The 18,971-nt window shown below is 37.4% G+C and carries 16 protein-coding genes; all 16 read right to left on the bottom strand.

Annotated elements, in window-relative coordinates:
* Nucleotide 1: 1 nt before the first annotated feature.
* On the bottom strand, nucleotides 2-901 hold the full coding sequence (dpaA, locus tag NST91_RS15440) for a dipicolinic acid synthetase subunit A (RefSeq protein WP_341331857.1): 900 nt from the start codon (nucleotides 899-901) through the stop codon (nucleotides 2-4).
* Between the two features lie 265 nt (nucleotides 902-1,166).
* A complete protein-coding gene (locus NST91_RS15445) occupies nucleotides 1,167-1,418 on the bottom strand; it encodes a YlmC/YmxH family sporulation protein (RefSeq protein ID WP_341331858.1) in 252 nt (83 codons plus the stop codon).
* A gap of 65 nt (nucleotides 1,419-1,483) precedes the next feature.
* On the bottom strand, nucleotides 1,484-2,725 hold the full coding sequence (locus NST91_RS15450; RefSeq protein ID WP_341331859.1) for a M16 family metallopeptidase: 1,242 nt from the start codon (nucleotides 2,723-2,725) through the stop codon (nucleotides 1,484-1,486).
* A gap of 275 nt (nucleotides 2,726-3,000) precedes the next feature.
* Nucleotides 3,001-3,987, bottom strand: coding sequence for a polysaccharide deacetylase family protein (locus tag NST91_RS15455; RefSeq protein ID WP_341331860.1), 987 nt, complete (start codon nucleotides 3,985-3,987; stop codon nucleotides 3,001-3,003).
* A 156-nt stretch (nucleotides 3,988-4,143) separates the two neighbouring features.
* Nucleotides 4,144-6,255, bottom strand: a complete 2,112-nt coding sequence (gene pnp, locus NST91_RS15460) for a polyribonucleotide nucleotidyltransferase (protein ID WP_341331861.1) — start codon at nucleotides 6,253-6,255, stop codon at nucleotides 4,144-4,146.
* 187 nt (nucleotides 6,256-6,442) lie between these two features.
* Complete coding sequence (gene rpsO, locus NST91_RS15465) at nucleotides 6,443-6,712, bottom strand: 30S ribosomal protein S15 (RefSeq protein WP_341331862.1); 270 nt, start codon at nucleotides 6,710-6,712, stop codon at nucleotides 6,443-6,445.
* Nucleotides 6,713-6,815: 103 nt separating this feature from the next.
* Nucleotides 6,816-7,781: a bifunctional riboflavin kinase/FAD synthetase gene (gene ribF / locus NST91_RS15470; protein WP_341331863.1), complete on the bottom strand. Its 966-nt coding sequence runs from the start codon at nucleotides 7,779-7,781 to the stop codon at nucleotides 6,816-6,818.
* Nucleotides 7,782-7,810: 29 nt separating this feature from the next.
* A complete protein-coding gene (gene truB, locus NST91_RS15475; RefSeq protein ID WP_341331864.1) occupies nucleotides 7,811-8,737 on the bottom strand; it encodes a tRNA pseudouridine(55) synthase TruB in 927 nt (308 codons plus the stop codon).
* Nucleotides 8,738-8,837: 100 nt separating this feature from the next.
* Nucleotides 8,838-9,203, bottom strand: a complete 366-nt coding sequence (gene rbfA / locus NST91_RS15480; protein ID WP_077617859.1) for a 30S ribosome-binding factor RbfA — start codon at nucleotides 9,201-9,203, stop codon at nucleotides 8,838-8,840.
* 15 nt (nucleotides 9,204-9,218) lie between these two features.
* Entirely contained in the window at nucleotides 9,219-9,497 is a 279-nt protein-coding gene (locus NST91_RS15485) for a DUF503 domain-containing protein (protein WP_099362979.1), read from the bottom strand.
* Nucleotides 9,494-11,689 carry a translation initiation factor IF-2 gene (gene infB / locus NST91_RS15490; protein ID WP_341331865.1) on the bottom strand — a complete coding sequence of 732 codons (2,196 nt, stop codon included), beginning with the start codon at nucleotides 11,687-11,689 and terminating at the stop codon, nucleotides 9,494-9,496. Before infB ends, NST91_RS15485 begins: the two co-directional genes overlap by 4 nt.
* 19 nt (nucleotides 11,690-11,708) lie before the next feature.
* Nucleotides 11,709-12,011: a YlxQ family RNA-binding protein gene (locus tag NST91_RS15495; RefSeq protein WP_099352458.1), complete on the bottom strand. Its 303-nt coding sequence runs from the start codon at nucleotides 12,009-12,011 to the stop codon at nucleotides 11,709-11,711.
* Nucleotides 12,012-12,290, bottom strand: coding sequence for an RNase P modulator RnpM (gene rnpM, locus NST91_RS15500; RefSeq protein WP_121446611.1), 279 nt, complete (start codon nucleotides 12,288-12,290; stop codon nucleotides 12,012-12,014).
* A gap of 11 nt (nucleotides 12,291-12,301) precedes the next feature.
* The gene (nusA, locus tag NST91_RS15505; protein WP_341331866.1) at nucleotides 12,302-13,438 is read right to left on the bottom strand and encodes a transcription termination factor NusA; all 1,137 of its coding nucleotides are present in this window, start codon (nucleotides 13,436-13,438) and stop codon (nucleotides 12,302-12,304) included.
* A gap of 35 nt (nucleotides 13,439-13,473) precedes the next feature.
* Nucleotides 13,474-13,947: a ribosome maturation factor RimP gene (gene rimP / locus NST91_RS15510; RefSeq protein ID WP_121446609.1), complete on the bottom strand. Its 474-nt coding sequence runs from the start codon at nucleotides 13,945-13,947 to the stop codon at nucleotides 13,474-13,476.
* Between the two features lie 663 nt (nucleotides 13,948-14,610).
* Complete coding sequence (locus NST91_RS15515; RefSeq protein ID WP_341331867.1) at nucleotides 14,611-18,924, bottom strand: PolC-type DNA polymerase III; 4,314 nt, start codon at nucleotides 18,922-18,924, stop codon at nucleotides 14,611-14,613.
* Between the last annotated feature and the right edge of the window lie 47 nt (nucleotides 18,925-18,971).

The following is an 18,971-nucleotide window of genomic DNA, read 5'->3' on the forward strand; positions in this document are numbered from 1 at the left end:
ATTATTCGTTCTCCTCTCTTTGTTGTAATAACTCAAGAAGTAGTTGAGATAATACATTCGCAACTATTTGACCGGCTGTCTTCGGAGCGACAATACCAGGTAACCCAGGTGCTAATAAGGCTTTTATCCCTCTTTTTTCTGCATATCTAAAATCTGTTCCCCCGGGCTTAGAGGCTAGATCAACAATCAATGTATGTGCAGGCATTTTGGAAATCACACTTGCCGTCACGATTAAGTGTGGGATTGTATTAATACAAACATCGATATCCTTAACTTCTTCAGCAATATCCGATAGATGAAAAGGCGTCAATCCCATTTCCGTAATTCTTGCAATATGCTCTGTTTTTCTTACACCAACTTTAACATTTGCCCCTAAAGCAGCAAAGCTTCTTGCAACACTCATTCCAACTCTGCCAAGACCTAGTACAGCCACTCTTGAATTATGAATGGTTATATCAGTATGTTGAATGACCATCATAATGGTTCCTTCAACGGTTGGAATGGAATTATAAATTGCAACATCGTCTCTTTCAAATAAACGCACTAATTTTCGATTGGTTGCCTTTATAATCCCATCTAAATAGGAATTGCTAATTCCCGAATAGACAACACAGTGTTCAGGTGTTTGTGATAGAATATCTTCAGATAAGACGACTGTTTCATTTGAAAAAATAGTTTCAACCTCTCCTGCACTGTTTGTTCCTGATACCGGTAAAATAATTGCATCTATATCTGTAAAGTCGATTTCGTCTAATCGTTCTTTTGATGCTCCAGTAAACCCATGGTCTAATTGATCAAATCCTATTAAAGAAAGCCTTGCATCTAATTCAATTAGTTTACGGATTACCTCCAACTGTCGTGCATCTCCACCTATAATAGCCACATGCATATCAGTTAACATATGTTTTATCACCTTCTTTTACCTAAAGTGAACCCCGAGTGTATGTTAGTCATCACGTCGGTGAACTTCGGTTTTTTCATATCGTTTTTTGAGGGATAGCCTCAACAATCCATAAAATTACCATAATTTTATTTACTTCACCATACTATGAGGCATTGCTCAAATAGGTGAAAGAACAAGCTGAAATTTGCTTAGAATAACATTTTCCTAAAAAAATAAAAAACCCGCGGGAGTCCCGTGGGTTTACATTGTATTACTATTCTGCTTATTCTGTTCCAAAATCATCTGGAATATCAATGATGATCATATCTGTACCAATTTTGCGTATATGCTGCCATGATACGCGAACTTCATTGCCTTGTTTCTTTAAGCCAAACCATTTTAAAGATGGAATGATGAGAGCCTTTATTTGACCGGTTCTCTCATCAATTTCTAAATCAGTTTGACCTAAAACGCCTAGTCTTTCCGCTCGTTTTACATCAACAATTTCTTTTCCACTTAATTCACTTAGCCTCAAAAAAGACCACCCCTCACATGTCCTTTGTACAGTGTATGGAGTAGTCCACATTTTTAGAATCAAAATCAATTTGAAAGCTTATTCGGTAAATCGTCTGTAGGGCTAATTAATGCAAGTGAAAAATCGTCTGTGAAGACTCGTTCTGCCATTGCATTCACGCTATTTTCACTAACGACATTAATTTCATCTAAAATTTCATCTAGGTTTTTATGTTTCTTTAATAATAATTCATTTTTACCATTTCGGCTCATTCTACTGTTTGTACTTTCAAGTCCGAGCATAAGGCTACCCTTCATTTGCTCTTTGCTATTTTTTAATTCCTTATCGGTGATACCTTCTGCTTTAAGCTTTGCTAATGTTTCCTGTATTGTTTCAAATAACAAATTAAGTTGTTTACTTCCTGTGCCCCCATAAATGGTGACCATCCCTGCATCCTTATAAGAGGAATGATAAGAGAATACAGAATACGCTAGCCCTTTTTGCTCACGTACGTCTTGGAATAGACGGCTACTCATACTACCGCCAAGAATATTATTTAGCACAATAAGATCGTACACATCTTTATCTCCAATTTGTAAGCCATTAAAGCCTAAGCAAAGATGCGCTTGTTCGGTTTCTTTCTTTCGAGTAATCTTATTTGTATGGAATGAAGGTTTTTGCAACTCATATTTCGTCTGATTTCCTGAATAACTACCAAAGTATGACTCAACTTCAGAAATAAAGTTCTCATCAATATTACCAGCGATAGACACGACCACATTTTCTGGAGTATACATTTGATTCATATATTGACGTAGTTTATCACCATTAAAGGTTTCCAATGTTTCTTCTGTTCCTAGAATTGGATAACCTAATGGATGATTTTCATAAGTAGCCTTACTTAATAAATCATGGACGATATCATCTGGTGTATCTTCGTACATTTTTATCTCTTCTAGTACTACATTTTTTTCTTTTTTCAGTTCTTCTTCATCAAAGTTCGAATTGAAGAACATATCCGCTAGAACATCTAGTGCAAATTTTGCATGTTCATCTAATACCTTTGCGTAATAACAAGTGTATTCTTTTGAGGTGAATGCGTTTACCTGTCCACCAATACTATCAAAAGACTCCGCAATTTCTCTTGCTGTTCTTGTCTTCGTACCTTTGAAAAACATATGTTCTAGAAAATGAGAAATACCGTTATTCTCGGGGCTTTCGTTTCGTGATCCTGTCCCAATCCAAACACCAATTGCAACTGATCGAACAGTTGGGATGTTTTCTAATACAATTCTTACACCATTTTGACAAGTATACTTTTTAATCAATGCTGGATTCCTCCTGTAATCAAATGCGCCTTGGCGTATTTGCGCCCGATTTTTTTAGGCCCACACGAGGTGGGTCACAAAGACGTTGCCACAGGAAGTGGCGTCCTTAGTCTTTGATCTTATGCTCGAAAAATTACCTTTAAAAAATCGTGGCATCCGCCGGAGGCTTTAACTTTATTCAACTAGGTTTTGTTCTCCTACTGGATTGTATACTCTATTTCATTTAGTAGCCTTTTATAAAAGGTGGACTTATAGTTGGATAAAGTTAAACACCACTACTTTTTCTTTAGTATTATACGTTCTTCGTTTAATAATGTAGAAACGTTGTCGATTGCTAGATCTTTTTGTTTAATAGATATAATTAATCTTTCGAGACTTTGAGCAGTTGGTGATGTTGGATGCATTAAAACCATGGCGCCAGGATGGACTTTGCCCATTACCCTTTGAACTAAAACATGGGGTTGTGGACGCTGCCAATCGATTGTATCCACACTCCACATAATTGTTTTCATACCGAGTTCATCTGCAATTTTAACGACTTCATCACGGTAGCTTCCACTTGGCGGAGCAAAGAGAGTTGGCTTTTTCCCAGTAGCTGCCTCAATTACCTGATTTGTCTTCATTAATTGCTCTCTAACAAGATCTGAGGACAAGGTCTTCATATCAGGATGTGTATAGGAATGGTTGCCTACTTCATGTCCAGCATCCACAATCATTTTAGCTAAATCTGGATTTTCCTTTACCCATCTTCCTTCTAAGAAAAAAGTTGCTTTTACATTATGTTTTTTTAACGTCGCAAGCATATCAGGAATATACTCATTCCCCCATGCAACATTTATGATAAATGATACAAGTGGTTTGTTTGGATTTCCGCGATAAATAGCAGACGAAGGTAAATCTTCAAGATGAACTTTAGGTGATAGCTGTTTATACACCAGCCTATTTTCATCAAATACACCCTCTTTTTTCATCTTTTCATATGAAGCTTTAACATCTACCTCAAGCCCATTGAGGCCAGGTGTTGCTTTCCAAACAGGGTCAATCTTAGCATCTTCTGCAGGAATACTATATTCAATTGCCCTTTTTTCAATTTCATTTAAAAGTTTGTCACTACTACTAACAGGGATTGCGTCAGCGCTTTCTTTTAAAGTACTGTTTTTTAATCCCTGAACGTAATCATTAGTGAACGGATTATGTAATGATCCAATTGAAACCAATAATATGAATATAAAAGCAATAAATTGTATATACCTTTTTTTCATAACAATCCCCCTCTTTACTAGAAAATATGTAAAGGAGGGACAAGGTAGAACACAAATCAAGAAAAGTACTATGGCAACTGTTCAAACTTTAAAAAACGATTTCATTACAAAAATAAAAACCTAAAAAGCCCGGTTTACCAGGCTTTCCAAAGTTTATTATTGTTGTTGCTTTTCTTTTTGTTCTCGTAAAACGGCTTTTCTTGAAAGGTTTACACGGCCTTGCTTATCAATTTCAGTAACCTTCACAAGAAGTTCATCACCGATTGAGACTACATCCTCAACTTTTCCAACTCGCTCTTCTGCAAGTTCAGAAATATGAACAAGTCCATCTTTTCCACTGAAAATTTCAACAAATGCGCCGAACTTTTCAATACGTTTTACTTTTCCGAGGTACATTTGACCAACTTCTACTTCACGAACAATATCTTCGATGATTTTCTTGGCTTTTTGGTTCATTGCTTCATCAACTGAAGAAATAAAGACTGTACCGTCTTGCTCAATATCAATTTTTACGCCAGTTTCGTCAATGATCTTATTGATCTGTTTACCACTTGGCCCAATAACATCACGGATTTTATCTGGATTAATTTTTAGTGTTAAGATCTTAGGTGCATACTTAGAAAGCTCAGATCTTGGGGTTGTTAGTGTTGCTAACATTGAATCAAGAATTTGCATACGGCCTTTTTTAGCTTGCTGTAATGCTTCCTCAAGGATTTCTCGTGAAAGACCTGCTATTTTAATATCCATTTGTAAAGCAGTTACACCCTTTGATGTTCCCGCAACTTTAAAGTCCATATCTCCTAAGTGATCTTCCATGCCTTGAATATCAGTTAATACTGTATAGTGCTCTCCTGATTTAATGAGCCCCATAGCAATCCCAGCAACAGGTGCTTTAATTGGAACACCTGCATCCATCATAGCTAATGTACTTGCACATATACTAGCTTGGGAAGTAGATCCATTTGATTCTAATACTTCAGAAACTAGGCGGATGGTATATGGAAAATCTTTTTCAGAAGGCACAACAGGTTCCAATGCACGCTCACCCAAAGCACCATGTCCAATTTCACGACGACCTGGGCCTCTCATAGGTCCCGTTTCACCGACACTGAATTGAGGGAAATTATAGTGGTGCATAAAACGTTTTGTTTCCTCTATACCTAACCCATCAAGGATTTGCACATCACCTAATGCACCAAGTGTACAAATACTTAATGCTTGGGTTTGTCCACGTGTGAATAGTCCAGAACCATGTGTACGAGATAATAATCCTACTTCTGATGAAAGTGGACGAATTTCGTCGATTTGTCTTCCGTCAGGGCGAACCTTTTCAACAGTGATTAAGCGTCGAACTTCTTCTTTTACAAGTTTATTTAAAATTTCTTTCACTTGCTTAAGAGTCGCCTCATCAGCTTCTTGTTCAGTGTATTCTTCTATAATTGCAGCTTTAATTTCATTAATTGCATCTTCTCTTGCATGCTTTTCAGCAACTTGTACAGCTTTGTTAATATCCTCTTCGGCTTTTGCACGAATTTGTGCTTCTAATTCTGAATCAAGCTCGTAAAGGACAATCTCTCTTTTTTCTTTACCGATTTCTGCAACGATTTTTTCTTGAAAAGCAATTAATCGTTTAATTTCTTCATGTCCAAACATAATTGCTTCAAGCATCACTTCTTCAGGAACTTCTTCAGCACCCGCTTCAACCATATTGATCGCATCTTTTGTACCGGCAACAACTAGATTGATATCGCTCATTTCCTGGTCTTTCACTGAAGGGTTGATAATAAATTGATTGTCAACTCTACCAACAGTAACACCTGCTATTGGACCTTCAAATGGGATATCTGAAACAGATAACGCTAATGATGAACCAAACATTGCTGCCATTTCTGAAGAGCAATCTTGATCAACACTCATTACGATACTGACAACTTGAACTTCATTTCTGAATCCATCAGCAAATAAAGGTCGAATCGGTCGGTCTATTAATCGACTTGCTAGAATCGCCTTTTCACTTGGTCTACCCTCACGTTTGATAAAACCTCCAGGGATTTTTCCAACTGCATATAATCGTTCTTCATAGTTTACAGTAAGCGGAAAGAAATCCAATGGTTTTGGCTCTTTCGAAGCTGTTGCTGTACTTAAGACAGCAGTCTCTCCATAACGAACTAATACAGCCCCATTAGCTTGCTTTGCTAGTTGACCAATTTCAACAGTCAGCTGTCGGCCTGCCCAGTCCATGGAAAAAACTTGCTTTCCTTGTTCCATATAATAGTACCCCTCTCTAAATCACATTCAAATATATGTAATGATAGTATGAACTAATTTATTCGAACATATCAATACTCGTTAAATATGTAAAGTGAATTTTTGTTCAAATAGTAGAAATGGAGGAAAAAAATCCCTCAATTTTTAACCTAATAAAAAAGCGGGAATGCTCCCGCTTTTTCGTAGATTATCGACGTAGTCCAAGCTTGTTGATTAATTCACGGTAACGAGTTACGTCTTTATTACGAAGATATGTTAATAAATTACGACGTTTACCAACCATCTTTAATAGACCACGACGTGAATGATGATCCTTCTTGTGTGTACGTAAATGATCATTTAACTTATTGATTTGCTCAGTTAGGACAGCGATTTGAACCTCTGGTGAACCAGTGTCATTGTCATGAGTTTTGTACTCGCTGATAATTTCGTTCTTACGCTCTTGTGTGATAGCCATCCTATTCACCTCCTATTATAGTATCCCCGATTACCTAGCAGACGTTGGTGATTCGTACTGCCACGCAATGGTTCTTTTTCATACTTAACTAGAATACAACTTTTTACGATAAAAAGCAAGTATGTTCGTCTATTTTCTCAAAGTATTCCTTCGCCTGCTCCTTATCAAGTCCAATTTGTTTCACCAATTCGTCAATGGAAGAAAACTTTCTTTCCGATCGAATTCGTTTATGCCATTCAACAATAACCTTTTCCTTATAAATATCTGCATTAAAATCAAATAGATGAACTTCAATTGAAGGCAACTTTACATTGTCATGAAAAGTTGGTTTTACTCCAAGGTTACATACTCCATTATACCATTTTGAACCAACTTTTAAACGAACAGCATACACGCCCATTTTAGGAATAATATAATCTCCGTTCGTTTTAACATTTGCAGTAGGAAAACCGATGGTTCTACCACGTTTTTCACCATCTACTACAATCCCATTTACTGTGTAAAATCTACCTAATAACGGTGGAAGTTTTTCAACCTCACCACTTTGTATAAATTCACGGATATGCGTTGAGCTCACCTTTTCATTATTAAAGGTTAATTTCTCTACAGTTGTTTGGGTAAAACGCCCATTAGCATGTTGAGGAAGAGTTTCCATTGTTCCTTTTCCAAACCGTCCGTACGTAAAATCAAATCCCGCAACAACATGTTTTACATTAAGACCGATAATGTATTGCTCAACAAATTGTTGTGGCGAAAGACTCGCAAACTCAGAGGTGAAATTAACTATATACAAATAGTCGACATCAAATTGAGCAAATAACTCTTCTTTGTGATGCAAAGGAGTTATATATTCTACGTGTGTAACATCTTTTTTTAGGACGATTGATGGATGAGGGTCAAAAGACATGACAGAGCAAGCAATTCCTTGTTTCTCTGCTTCCTTTTTTGCAGTCTCAACAACTTTTTGGTGGCCTAAATGGACCCCATCAAAATATCCCAATGCCAGTACAGTTGGCGGCAAATCTGTTTGATTAAAGGAATGTGGATGCGTGATATATATCGTCTTCACTTCTATTTCACCTTTTCTACACGAATAACCTATTTTAATTCTTGATTATTGACTAATACTTTAATAGGTTTTATCAAGTTGGGTTTTTCTGGATGCCTTTGATATATTGCTAGGATATCTCCATTATATAGGACAGCAATAGGTTCTCCGACCTGGATCTGATTTAACTCCTGTGGAACCGGCAAGACAGACCCATTTTTTACTTTCTCTGCTACTTTATCATTAATTATTAATTTGGGCAAATGGGAAAGCGCATCTTCAATTGATAGGAGATGTTCCTGAATGCGTCCATCTTTCACCAAGTATTCTAGTTCTTCAAGTGTCATACATTGTTGAAGTTTAAATTCACCAGAAGAGACTCTTATCAAATCAGACATATGAGATGGATACCCTAGCTTTTCACCAATCTGTACAGCGAGCGTTCTCACATACGTACCCTTGCTACAGGTGACACGGAAACGAAATGATACTGTATGATTGGTATGGACTATATCACTAAGTAGCTCCAGCTTATGTATGGTAATTTTACGGGATGGTCTTTCGATTACCATTCCTTGTCTAGCATACTCATAAAGTCGTTTTCCATTGACTTTAACAGCAGAATACATTGGAGGGGTTTGAATAATTTCACCCGTTAACGAATGAAGTACATTCAATACTTCATCTTTGGTTATATCACGGTCTACTCTCTTTTCATCTACCACTTCACCTGAGGCATCTTCTGTAGTAGTTGAGAACCCTAATTTCACTTCACCTTCATAGGTCTTATTAGCCGCAGTTACATACTCTACGATTTTAGTCGCTCTTCCTAAACATATTGGCAGAACACCTGATACGTCTGGATCTAATGTTCCTGTATGTCCTACTTTTTTCATTTTCACTAACTTCCGTACCTTGAATACACAATCATGGGAAGTCATCCCTTTTGGTTTATTAAGCAGTAATATTCCATCCACTTAGAGCCACTCCCCTAAACCTTTAGATAGGCGTTTTTTAAACAATTTTCTTAAAAATTGAAAAAAGGGATAGACTTTATATTAAAGCCTATCCTCTACTTTATTCTCGGTTTGATTCTTGATTTGAATCTTTATTTATTTCATGTAGGATCGTTTCAATTCGATTCCCATAATCAATTGATTCGTCAAATTCAAAAAGAATCTCAGGTGTTTTCCGTAAACGAATACGTTGACCGATTTCTGACCGGATAAAACCTTTCGCTTTGGCAAGACCTTTTAATGTGTTTTGCCTTTGCTCTTCATCACCTAAAACCGAAATAAAAACTTTCGCTTGCTGAAGGTCTCCAGTAACTTGAACGTCGGTAACAGTTACAAATCCAATGCGTGGATCTTTTATCTTCCGTCCAATTATGTCACTCAATTCCTTTTTCATTTGTTCTCCAACACGATTTGGTCGTAAACTCATCTTTATATCACCTCGTTATAACCACTCAAAATCGGTTACTGTTCGATCTAATTCCGGAAACGAATCAATAAACTTTAGAGCATTGTTTAATTCGAGTTCAGAGTGCTTTCGACTTGAAGATACAGTAACAATGGCTAATTTAGTGCGTTGCCATGTATCTTGATGGTCTACCTCCGCAACTGAAATATTAAACTTTTGTTTGAGTCGAGTAATGACACTTTGTAAAACGGCACGTTTTGCTTTTAAAGAATTCGCATCATAAATGACGCATTCACACTCTACATAGCCGATCAATGTCGATCAACTTCTTGCATCACAAATGCTTCAATGATATCTCCTTCTTTAATATCGTTGAATTTCGCAATTGTTATACCACACTCATAGTTTTGCGCAACTTCCTTCACATCATCCTTGAAACGTTTTAATGTATCAATTTCTCCTTCAAAGATAACAACTCCATCACGAATTAGGCGAACACCGCTGTCTCGAGTGATTTTACCATCTGTCACGTAAGAACCAGCAATTGTACCGATCTTCGATACCTTGAAGGTTGTACGTACTTCTGCTTGCCCAATTACTTTCTCTTCAAATTCAGGGTCAAGCATACCCTTCATTGCAGATTCAATTTCTTCAATTACTTTATAGATAATGCGGTGAAGACGGATATCGACCTCTTCTGCTTCTGCAGTTCGTTTCGCATTCACATCAGGTCGTACATTAAAGCCGATTACAATTGCATTTGAAGCTGATGCAAGTGTAATATCAGATTCATTAATCGCACCGACACCGGTATGGATAATCTTAACTTTAACACCTTCTACATCAATTTTTTGAAGAGAAGCTGCCAAAGCCTCAACAGAACCTTGAACGTCAGCTTTTACGATTAAGTTAATTTCCTTCATTTCACCTTGTTTAATATGCTCAAATAAATCTTCTAGACTTACTTTCACTTTGTCACCACGTTGCTCAACTAATTGCTTCTGAGCTCTAGCTTCTCCAACTTGTCGTGCTTTCTTTTCATCTTCAAAAACAACGAATTGATCACCGGCTTGTGGGACATCACTTAGTCCAGTAATTTCAACTGGAGTAGAAGGTCCTGCCTCTTTAACACGACGGCCTAAATCATTAACCATTGCACGGACACGACCAAATGTGTTTCCAACTACGATTGGGTCACCAATGCGTAACGTTCCGTTTTGGACTAGTAGTGTAGCAACTGAACCTCTTCCTTTATCGAGCTTTGCTTCAATTACAGTACCTGTTGCTCTTCTCTTAGGGTTTGCCTTATATTCTTCAACTTCACTCACTAGAAGAATCATTTCAAGCAAGTTGTCGATTCCTTCTCCTGTTAACGCCGAGATTGGAACGAAGATTGTGTCTCCTCCCCAAGCCTCAGGAACTAAACCATGTTCAGTTAATTCCTGCATTACACGATCAGGATTTGCTGTTGGTTTATCCATTTTATTCACTGCTACGATAATTGGCACCTCAGCAGCCTTTGCATGGTTAATTGCTTCAACTGTTTGCGGCATTACACCATCATCTGCTGCGACTACTAAAACAGTAATATCAGTAACCTGAGCACCTCTCGCACGCATAGTGGTAAAAGCGGCGTGTCCTGGTGTGTCTAAGAAAGTTATTTTCTTTCCGTTATCAACAACTTGATAAGCACCAATATGCTGTGTAATCCCACCAGCTTCCCCAGCTGTAACCTTTGTATTTCGGATGGAATCAAGAGTAGTAGTTTTACCATGGTCTACATGTCCCATGATTGTAACAATCGAAGGTCTTTCAATTAGGTCCTCTTCATTATCTTCCTCGACATACTGTTCGAATTCGGTAACGTCAAAGACAATTTCCTCTTCGACCTCAACACCATATTCAGAAGCAATTAATTCGATGGAATCTTTATCAAGCTCTTGGTTAATTGTCGCCATAACACCTAACATGAATAACTTTTTAATAATCTCAGAAGGCTCTTTACCTAATTTTTTTGCTAACTCTCCAACGGTTAATGAACCAATGAAAGTAATTTTTTCAGGTAATTTTTTTTCAGGCTTTGGTTGAACCGGTTGTTGTTGATGATTTGGACGGTTATTACCTTTTTGTCTGTTGTTTTTATTTCTTCTGTTATTATTGTTATGATTTGACTGAAAACCCTTTTTCTGTCCTTGATTTTCAGGCTTTTTAGCGTCACGGTTTTTAGGAGTTGCAGGCTTATTCTTAACTTCTTTTTTGTCAACCACTTTAGTTGTAGCATTATTATTAACAGGTGGTTTTGAGTTATTATTTTTATTTTGCTCGCTTGTAGCCTTAGCAGTTTCTGTTTTTTTACCAAATGTTTGATCCAATTTTTTCAAAATATCTCCTTCAATTGTTGCCATATGATTTTTAACCTCTATGTCCATCTCTTTAAGCTTTGTAATAACTTCTTTACTTGAGATATTTTGTTGTTTTGCATATTCGTATACACGCATTCTACTCATATGTTCACCCCCAAATATGTTAATCGAGCAAGTGACTAATTTTTTTTGCAAACCCACTCTCCGTTATCGCGACAACTACTCGGGCATCCTTACCAATCGCATGTCCTAGTGTATACCGATCGCTTACAGTACGAAGTTGAACCTGATAATACGTGCTTTTATCCGTAATTTTTTTTGTAGTGTTTGCTGATGCATCTTCAGATAAGAGAACAAGTTTTGCGTTTCCATTGCGAATTTCTTTCACGACGAGTTCTTCACCTGAAATGACCTTTCTTGCTCGATTGGCAAGACCTAATAATGAAAACCATTCCTTATTTTCCATTTATGAAGGCTTCTCCTTATCTACTAGTTGGAGTAATTCTTCATAAATTGAATCATCAATTGTGGCTTTCAGCTGACCAGCAAGAATGTTCTTTTTCTTCGCTAGTAAGATACATTCTTTATCTTTACTTAGGTATGCACCGCGGCCAGACTTTTTCCCAGTAAGGTCAATGGAAACTTCACCCTCTTTGGAACGTACAATTCGTACAAGTTCCTTTTTCGGCTTCATTTCACCACTGGCAATACATTTACGTAATGGTATTTTTTTATTTCCTACCAATTTTCTTCACCTCACTCGATTTCTTCAGACTGCAAATCGAATGCTTCTTCCTCATGTTCATCTTCGTGATCGTCGTCAAATAAACCAAAGCCTTCTCTAGGGTAAATCCCCGCTTGCTCTGCATCTGTTTGACTCTTAATATCAATTTTCCAACCAGTTAATTTTGCTGCTAAACGAGCGTTTTGCCCACGCTTACCGATTGCTAATGATAATTGATAGTCAGGAACAACAACTGTTGTTGCTTTTTCTTCTTCATTCACAATAACGTCAAGTACTTTAGATGGGCTTAGAGCGTTTGCTACAAAAACAACTGGATCATCTGACCATTTTACAATATCGATTTTTTCACCTTTAAGTTCATTCACAATCGCTTGAACGCGTTGACCCTTAGGACCAACACAAGAACCTACTGGATCTACTTCTGGATTATCAGAGTGAACAGAAATCTTCGAACGATCTCCAGCTTCTCTGGCAACTGATTTAATTTCAACAGTTCCGTCATAGATTTCAGGAACCTCGATTTCGAAAAGACGTTTTAATAATCCAGGATGTGTTCTAGAAACAAAGATTTGTGGACCTTTTGTCGTTCTTTCAACCTTTGTTATGTAGACTTTTATTCTGTCATGAGGCTTATATTGTTCATTAGGCATTTGTTCATTTAATGGAAGCAATGCCTCAATTTTCCCTAAGCCAACATAGATAAACTTAGAATCTAGACGCTGAACAATCCCTGTCATGATGTCTTCTTCACGGTCAATGAATTCTGAGTAAATAACTCCTCTTTCTGCTTCACGTACACGTTGAGTAACAACTTGCTTAGCAGTTTGAGCAGCAATTCTTCCGAAGTCTTTTGGTGTTACTTCAATTTCGACAACGTCCTCGACTTGGTAATTAGGGTTGATGGTTCTTGCCTCTTCAATGGAAATTTCTAGTCTAGGGTCAAACACTTCATCTACTACATCTTTTCTAGCAAACACACGCATAGAACCGTTTGCTAAGTTCAAATCTACTCTAACATTCTGAGCCTGGTTAAAATTCCGCTTATATGCAGAAATAAGTGCTGCCTCAATTGCCTCGATAATAATATCTTTGCTAATGCCTTTTTCTTTCTCGAGCAATGTTAAGGCATCTAATAATTCACTACTCATTAGTTTCCTAATCCCCCTTTATTATCTCAAACCTATTAATGAAAAGTAACAGCAAGTCTTGCATTTGCAATTTTTTCATACGGAATTTCTACAGATTTTTTGCGTGTTTTGACCATTACATTGATTGTTACTAGCTTTCCATCGAATGAAGTAAGCTCTCCTTCAAAAATCTTTTCACCGTCGATTGGTTCGTATGTTTTCACATACACTTGTTTTCCGATTGCCTTTTCAAAGTCACTGTCCTTTTTCAACGGGCGTTCAGCACCAGGGCTAGAAACTTCTAGAAAATAGTTATACGGAATGGGATCTACTTCATCAAGCTTTTCACTTAATTTTTCACTAACTAATCCACAATCTTCAATATCTACCCCTTTTTCGGAGTCGATAAAGACACGTAGAAACCAGTCTTTCCCTTCCTTTACATACTCAACATCAACAAGTTCCATCTGTAAATCAGTTACAATAGGTATCACTAATTCTTCCACTATTTGTGTTACCTTTTTACTCATGTTTTTCCTCCTAAGCTGAAAATACATGTTCAAAAACGAGGATGAAAAGGACCGCGTCGACAAAACGCCACGTCCTGTGGCATTGTCGACACTAGCACATCCTGTGCGTCGAAAGTTTCGAAGCGGCGCAGCTTAGAGTACCGGAACGTATGCAATTAATACGTGAGGAACGGATAAGCAAGCCAACGAGCTTCCACATGATGTGGTGACTTCGACGTTCGACACAGGACGTGTCGGTAGTTAGTCGAAGTTCCCGAATTGCGTCATTTTCACCGGACTTTTTGAACTTCCAATAAGGAATTCCTTTGTTTTATTCATAGTATTTCCTAAGTAGTGTAAAAACACCCTGCTATAATAGCAGGGAGGCAGTTGGAAAATATAGTGAAGTTCCATCTAAATAAACGTTGTTACACAATTTTTAGCCTCAGCCAAAGAATAAAGAGTGGGAAGCCCCACTCTTTTACCAGTAATATACATAGCATTTCCATAAAAACTATAACATAATCGCTATTTATATGCAAATAAAAGTGCATAGAAAGGCGAAAGGCGCTCTGCTTTAGGCGACAAGCATAAGACGAGCGCTGGCAGAAGGTGCTCTTTACCTTCAGAAGCGATTGACTTATGACCTCGAGCCGATGGCGTCTTGAGCTAGACATCTAACAATTAGAACAAGGATAATTGATTTTGTTCTGGCATATCTTCAAGGCAACCATGGTTTTCAAGATATTCCATAATTGTTTTAGATACTTTACCACGCTTCTGTAAGTCTTCTTTTGATAAAAATTCACCTTGTTCTCTTGCTTTAACAATATTGATTGCAGCGTTTGTTCCTAGTCCAGGAATCGAATTGAACGGTGGAATCAAGGCATCTCCATCTATTATAAATTCTGATGCACTTGAACGGTATAAATCAATCTTATTAAAAGCAAATCCGCGCTCACACATTTCTAGAGCTAACTCTAAAACTGTTAATAAGTTCTTTTCTTTTGTTGAAGCTTCTAACCCTTTGGCATTGATTTCCTCCATTTTTGCACGAATTGTACTAGAACCGCGAACCATTGCTTCTATATCAAAATCATCTGCACGAACTGTAAAATATGCTGCATAGTAAAGCAAAGGTAAATGAACCTTAAAATATGCAATCCTTACAGCCATTAAAACATATGCGGCGGCGTGGGCCTTTGGGAACATGTATTTAATTTTTAAACATGAGTCAATATACCAATCAGGAACATCATTCTTTTTCATTTCTTCAATAAATTCGTCCGTTAACCCTTTACCCTTACGAACAGATTCCATAATTTTAAACGCTAGGGAAGGATCTAGTCCCTTATATATGAGATAAACCATTATATCGTCACGACAACCTATAACTTCACTTAATGTACAAATATTATTATGGATAAGCTCCTGTGCATTACCCAACCATACATCTGTACCATGTGAAAGTCCTGAAATCTGAACTAATTCTGAGAAAGTAGTCGGCTTTGTATCCTCAAGCATTTGACGAACAAAACGTGTCCCAAATTCTGGAATTCCAAGAGTACCCGTTTTACACATAATTTGCTCTTCGGTTACGCCTAGAGACTCAGTACCACTGAAAATTTTCATTACCTCAGGATCATCGGTTGGAATGGTTTTTGGATCAATTCCGCTCAAGTCCTGAAGCATACGAATGACTGTCGGATCATCGTGTCCGAGTATATCAAGTTTTAGTACATTGTCATGGATAGAGTGGAAATCAAAATGTGTGGTTTTCCACTCAGAACTTGTATCATCAGCCGGAAATTGAATAGGTGAAAAGTCAAAGATATCCATGTAGTCCGGGACAACGATAATACCTCCTGGATGCTGACCCGTTGTTCGTTTAACACCTGTACACCCAGCTACCAAACGGTCGGTTTCTGCACCACGCATTGTCAAATTATGATCATTTGCATAACCTTTAACATAGCCATAGGCCGTTTTTTCAGCAACTGTACCGATTGTTCCAGCACGATATACATATTCTTCACCAAATAGTACTTTTGTATAGTTATGTGCACGAGGCTGATATTCACCAGAGAAGTTTAAGTCGATATCTGGAACCTTATCTCCCTTAAACCCAAGGAACGTTTCAAACGGGATATCATGTCCATCCTTTTTATACTTTGCCCCGCAATTTGGGCACTCTTTGTCTGGAAGGTCAAATCCAGAACCAACTGAACCGTCATTAAAGAACTCTGAATGCTTACAGTCTGGGCATACATAATGTGGCGGTAGTGGGTTTACCTCTGTAATTTCAGTCATCGTTGCAACTAATGATGAACCAACCGACCCACGAGAACCTACGAGATATCCATCATCAAGTGATTTTTTAACAAGTTTATGAGAAATGAGGTAGATTACTGCGAATCCATGCCCAATAATACTTTTCAGTTCTTTTTCTAATCTTTTTTCTACAATCTCAGGTAATTCTTCACCATAGATGCTTCTTGCCATACTATAACTCATATTCCTAATTTCATCTTCCGCACCTTCAATTTTAGGTGTATATAGATCATCCTTAATTGGTTTCACTTCACCAATCATGTCTGCGACTTTTTGTGTATTCGTTACGACAATTTCCTTCGCCTTCTCTTTATCGAGGAAAGAAAAGCAGTCCAGCATTTCATTAGTTGTGCGGAAATGAACCTCTGGCAATGAATGTCGATTTAATGGATTAGCTCCACCTTGGGACCGAACTAAAATTTTGCGATAAATATGGTCTTCAGGATTTAAATAATGCACGTTCCCAGTAGCAACAACTGGTAAATTCAACTTCTCTCCTAGGTTAACAATGTTTTTTAGGATGTCTTTTAGCTCACGCTCATTTTGGATTAAATCCAATTCGACTAAATGTTTATAATTTGATGGTGGCTGCACCTCTAGATAGTCATAAAATTGAGCGATAGACTCAACTTCCTCTGGTGACTTCTGCATCATACCCTCAAATACTTCCCCTTTGTCACAGGCAGAGCCGACTAAAATACCTTCTCGATATTTTTGCAACTGAGATCGTGGAATCCTTGGTACACGGTAATAATAATTAATATGTGAAATTGAAATTAATTTAAATAAGTTTTTTAGTCCTATATCATTTTGTGCTAGCAAAGTCGCATGATAAGGTCTTGAACGTTGGTACGCTTTACCTTGACCCATATAATCATTTAACTGATCATGATATTGAATCTCTTTCTCTGCTGCATCCTTTAATAATTTCATGACTAAATAGCCAGTTGCTTCTGCATCATAGATTGCGCGGTGATGCTGGGTTAATTCAATATCAAACTTCTTACATAATGTATTTAAACGGTGATTTTTTAATTCTGGATACAAAAATCTGGCGAGTTCCAGTGTATCAATTACTGGATTTGTTGCTTGTTCAAGCCCAGCCTTTTTATAGCCAACATTTAAAAAGCCCATATCAAAGCTGGCATTGTGGGCAACGAATATTGCATCCCCGGACCAGTCCTTGAATTTAACCAAGACTTCACTTACTTCTGGAGCCGTTCTTACCATATCATCTGTAATTCCGGTTAAGTCAATAGTTGTTGCACTCAATCGGTGATGAGGATTTGCAAATGATTCAAATCGATCAATGATTTCACCATTTTTTACTTTAACAGCAGCCAACTCAATAATTGTATTATAAACTGCAGATAAACCTGTCGTTTCTACGTCAAATACGACATACGTATCCTCTTCTAAATTACGATGCTGTGAATTATATGCAATTGGGACACCATCATCTACTAAATTTGCTTCGACACCGTAAATCATCTTTATCCCGTTTTTCTTTGCTGCAGAATAAGCTTCTGGGAATGATTGAGCTACCGCATGGTCTGTCAATGCAATGGCTGTATGACCCCATTTTTTTGCTTGGCCAACTAATTGACTAATAGAAGTTACAGCATCCATTTGGCTCATTGGAGAGTGTGCATGCAACTCGACACGTTTTTCTCCTTCTGGTGCAGTGTCTTTTCTTTCGTTCATCGGCTGTATCTCATTAATATCATTTGCCAGCATCACTAAATCTCTAACAAATGTATCATTTTGAATACTTCCACGACAGCGGACCCACATCCCTTTTTTAATACCTTGTAGAAGATGAACATCTTCTTTATCACGTGAAAATACTTTTACTAGTATTGAATCCGTATAGTCTGTAATTTTAAAGGTCAGAAGAGTTCTTCCACTTCGCAATTCCTTTGTTTCTGCAAAGAAAATATATCCTTGGATCGCAATTCTACGTTCTTCATCAAGAATTGAACTGATTTCTTTAAAATCTTCTTCATCTTTGATTGTATATCCGATTGTAATCGGTCCAGAAACAGCATTATTCTGATCCTTTTCCTTCTCTTTCTTTTGCATATCAGCAACAGCTAATAGTGCTCTTTCCTGATCTTCCTGTTGTTTTTTCTCTAAAAACTGTTCGTACTCTTGATTTGAAGCCTCAATCTCTGTTTCAAGTGTGAACATAGGAAAACCGTAGGATTGATAGACATTTCCTAACAATTGACCGTATTTTTTCTTAATCGCAATTGATTCCGTGTCATTTCTTGTCTTGATATGAAGCTTGAGACCATGTTGTGTTGGAAGTTGATTATGCAATAAAGATAGAATAGGCGGTGCGATTCCATCTAATTCTTGTAAGCAAAGCGGCCAATAGGCTTGTACCATTTCTTCAGTCACATGTTGTGATCGTACATGTAATGAGAAAGTCACTGAAGCTATATGTGTGAATTTTGTTCGAAGTTGAGTAGAAAATATCCTCATGACATCTGCTGGAATTACTTTTTCAAAAGAAAATAAGAAATGCCATGCCTTCTTCTCTTTATCAATCATAAGTTTTTCAATACCTGCATTTGCAAAGTGTGCAACTATTGCATCATCGGTTAATTCAAGCTGTTGCAGCAAGACCATAAACCGTTCTTTTTGCTGTGGCGTTAATTCCATCCTCGTTCCCCCTCTTCAGACAGAATGTCTAGTTTCAGCGACTAGAA

Source organism: Ferdinandcohnia sp. FSL W7-1320, from assembly GCF_038050315.1.
Classification (GTDB): Bacteria; Bacillota; Bacilli; order Bacillales; family Bacillaceae_L; genus Ferdinandcohnia; species Ferdinandcohnia aciditolerans.

Excerpts from the sequence above, each read along its gene's own strand:
- rpsO (WP_341331862.1), bottom strand. The coding sequence starts at position 6,712 with ATGGCTATCACACAAGAGCGTAAGAACGAAATTATCAGCGAGTACAAA.
- rbfA (WP_077617859.1), bottom strand. The coding sequence starts at position 9,203 with ATGAGTTTACGACCAAATCGTGTTGGAGAACAAATGAAAAAGGAATTG.
- nusA (WP_341331866.1), bottom strand. The coding sequence starts at position 13,438 with ATGAGTAGTGAATTATTAGATGCCTTAACATTGCTCGAGAAAGAAAAA.
- NST91_RS15455 (WP_341331860.1), bottom strand. The coding sequence starts at position 3,987 with ATGAAAAAAAGGTATATACAATTTATTGCTTTTATATTCATATTATTG.
- NST91_RS15515 (WP_341331867.1), bottom strand. The coding sequence starts at position 18,924 with ATGGAATTAACGCCACAGCAAAAAGAACGGTTTATGGTCTTGCTGCAA.
- NST91_RS15495 (WP_099352458.1), bottom strand. The coding sequence starts at position 12,011 with ATGGAAAATAAGGAATGGTTTTCATTATTAGGTCTTGCCAATCGAGCA.
- dpaA (WP_341331857.1), bottom strand. The coding sequence starts at position 901 with ATGTTAACTGATATGCATGTGGCTATTATAGGTGGAGATGCACGACAG.
- pnp (WP_341331861.1), bottom strand. The coding sequence starts at position 6,255 with ATGGAACAAGGAAAGCAAGTTTTTTCCATGGACTGGGCAGGCCGACAG.
- infB (WP_341331865.1), bottom strand. The coding sequence starts at position 11,689 with ATGAGTAGAATGCGTGTATACGAATATGCAAAACAACAAAATATCTCA.
- rimP (WP_121446609.1), bottom strand. The coding sequence starts at position 13,947 with ATGAGTAAAAAGGTAACACAAATAGTGGAAGAATTAGTGATACCTATT.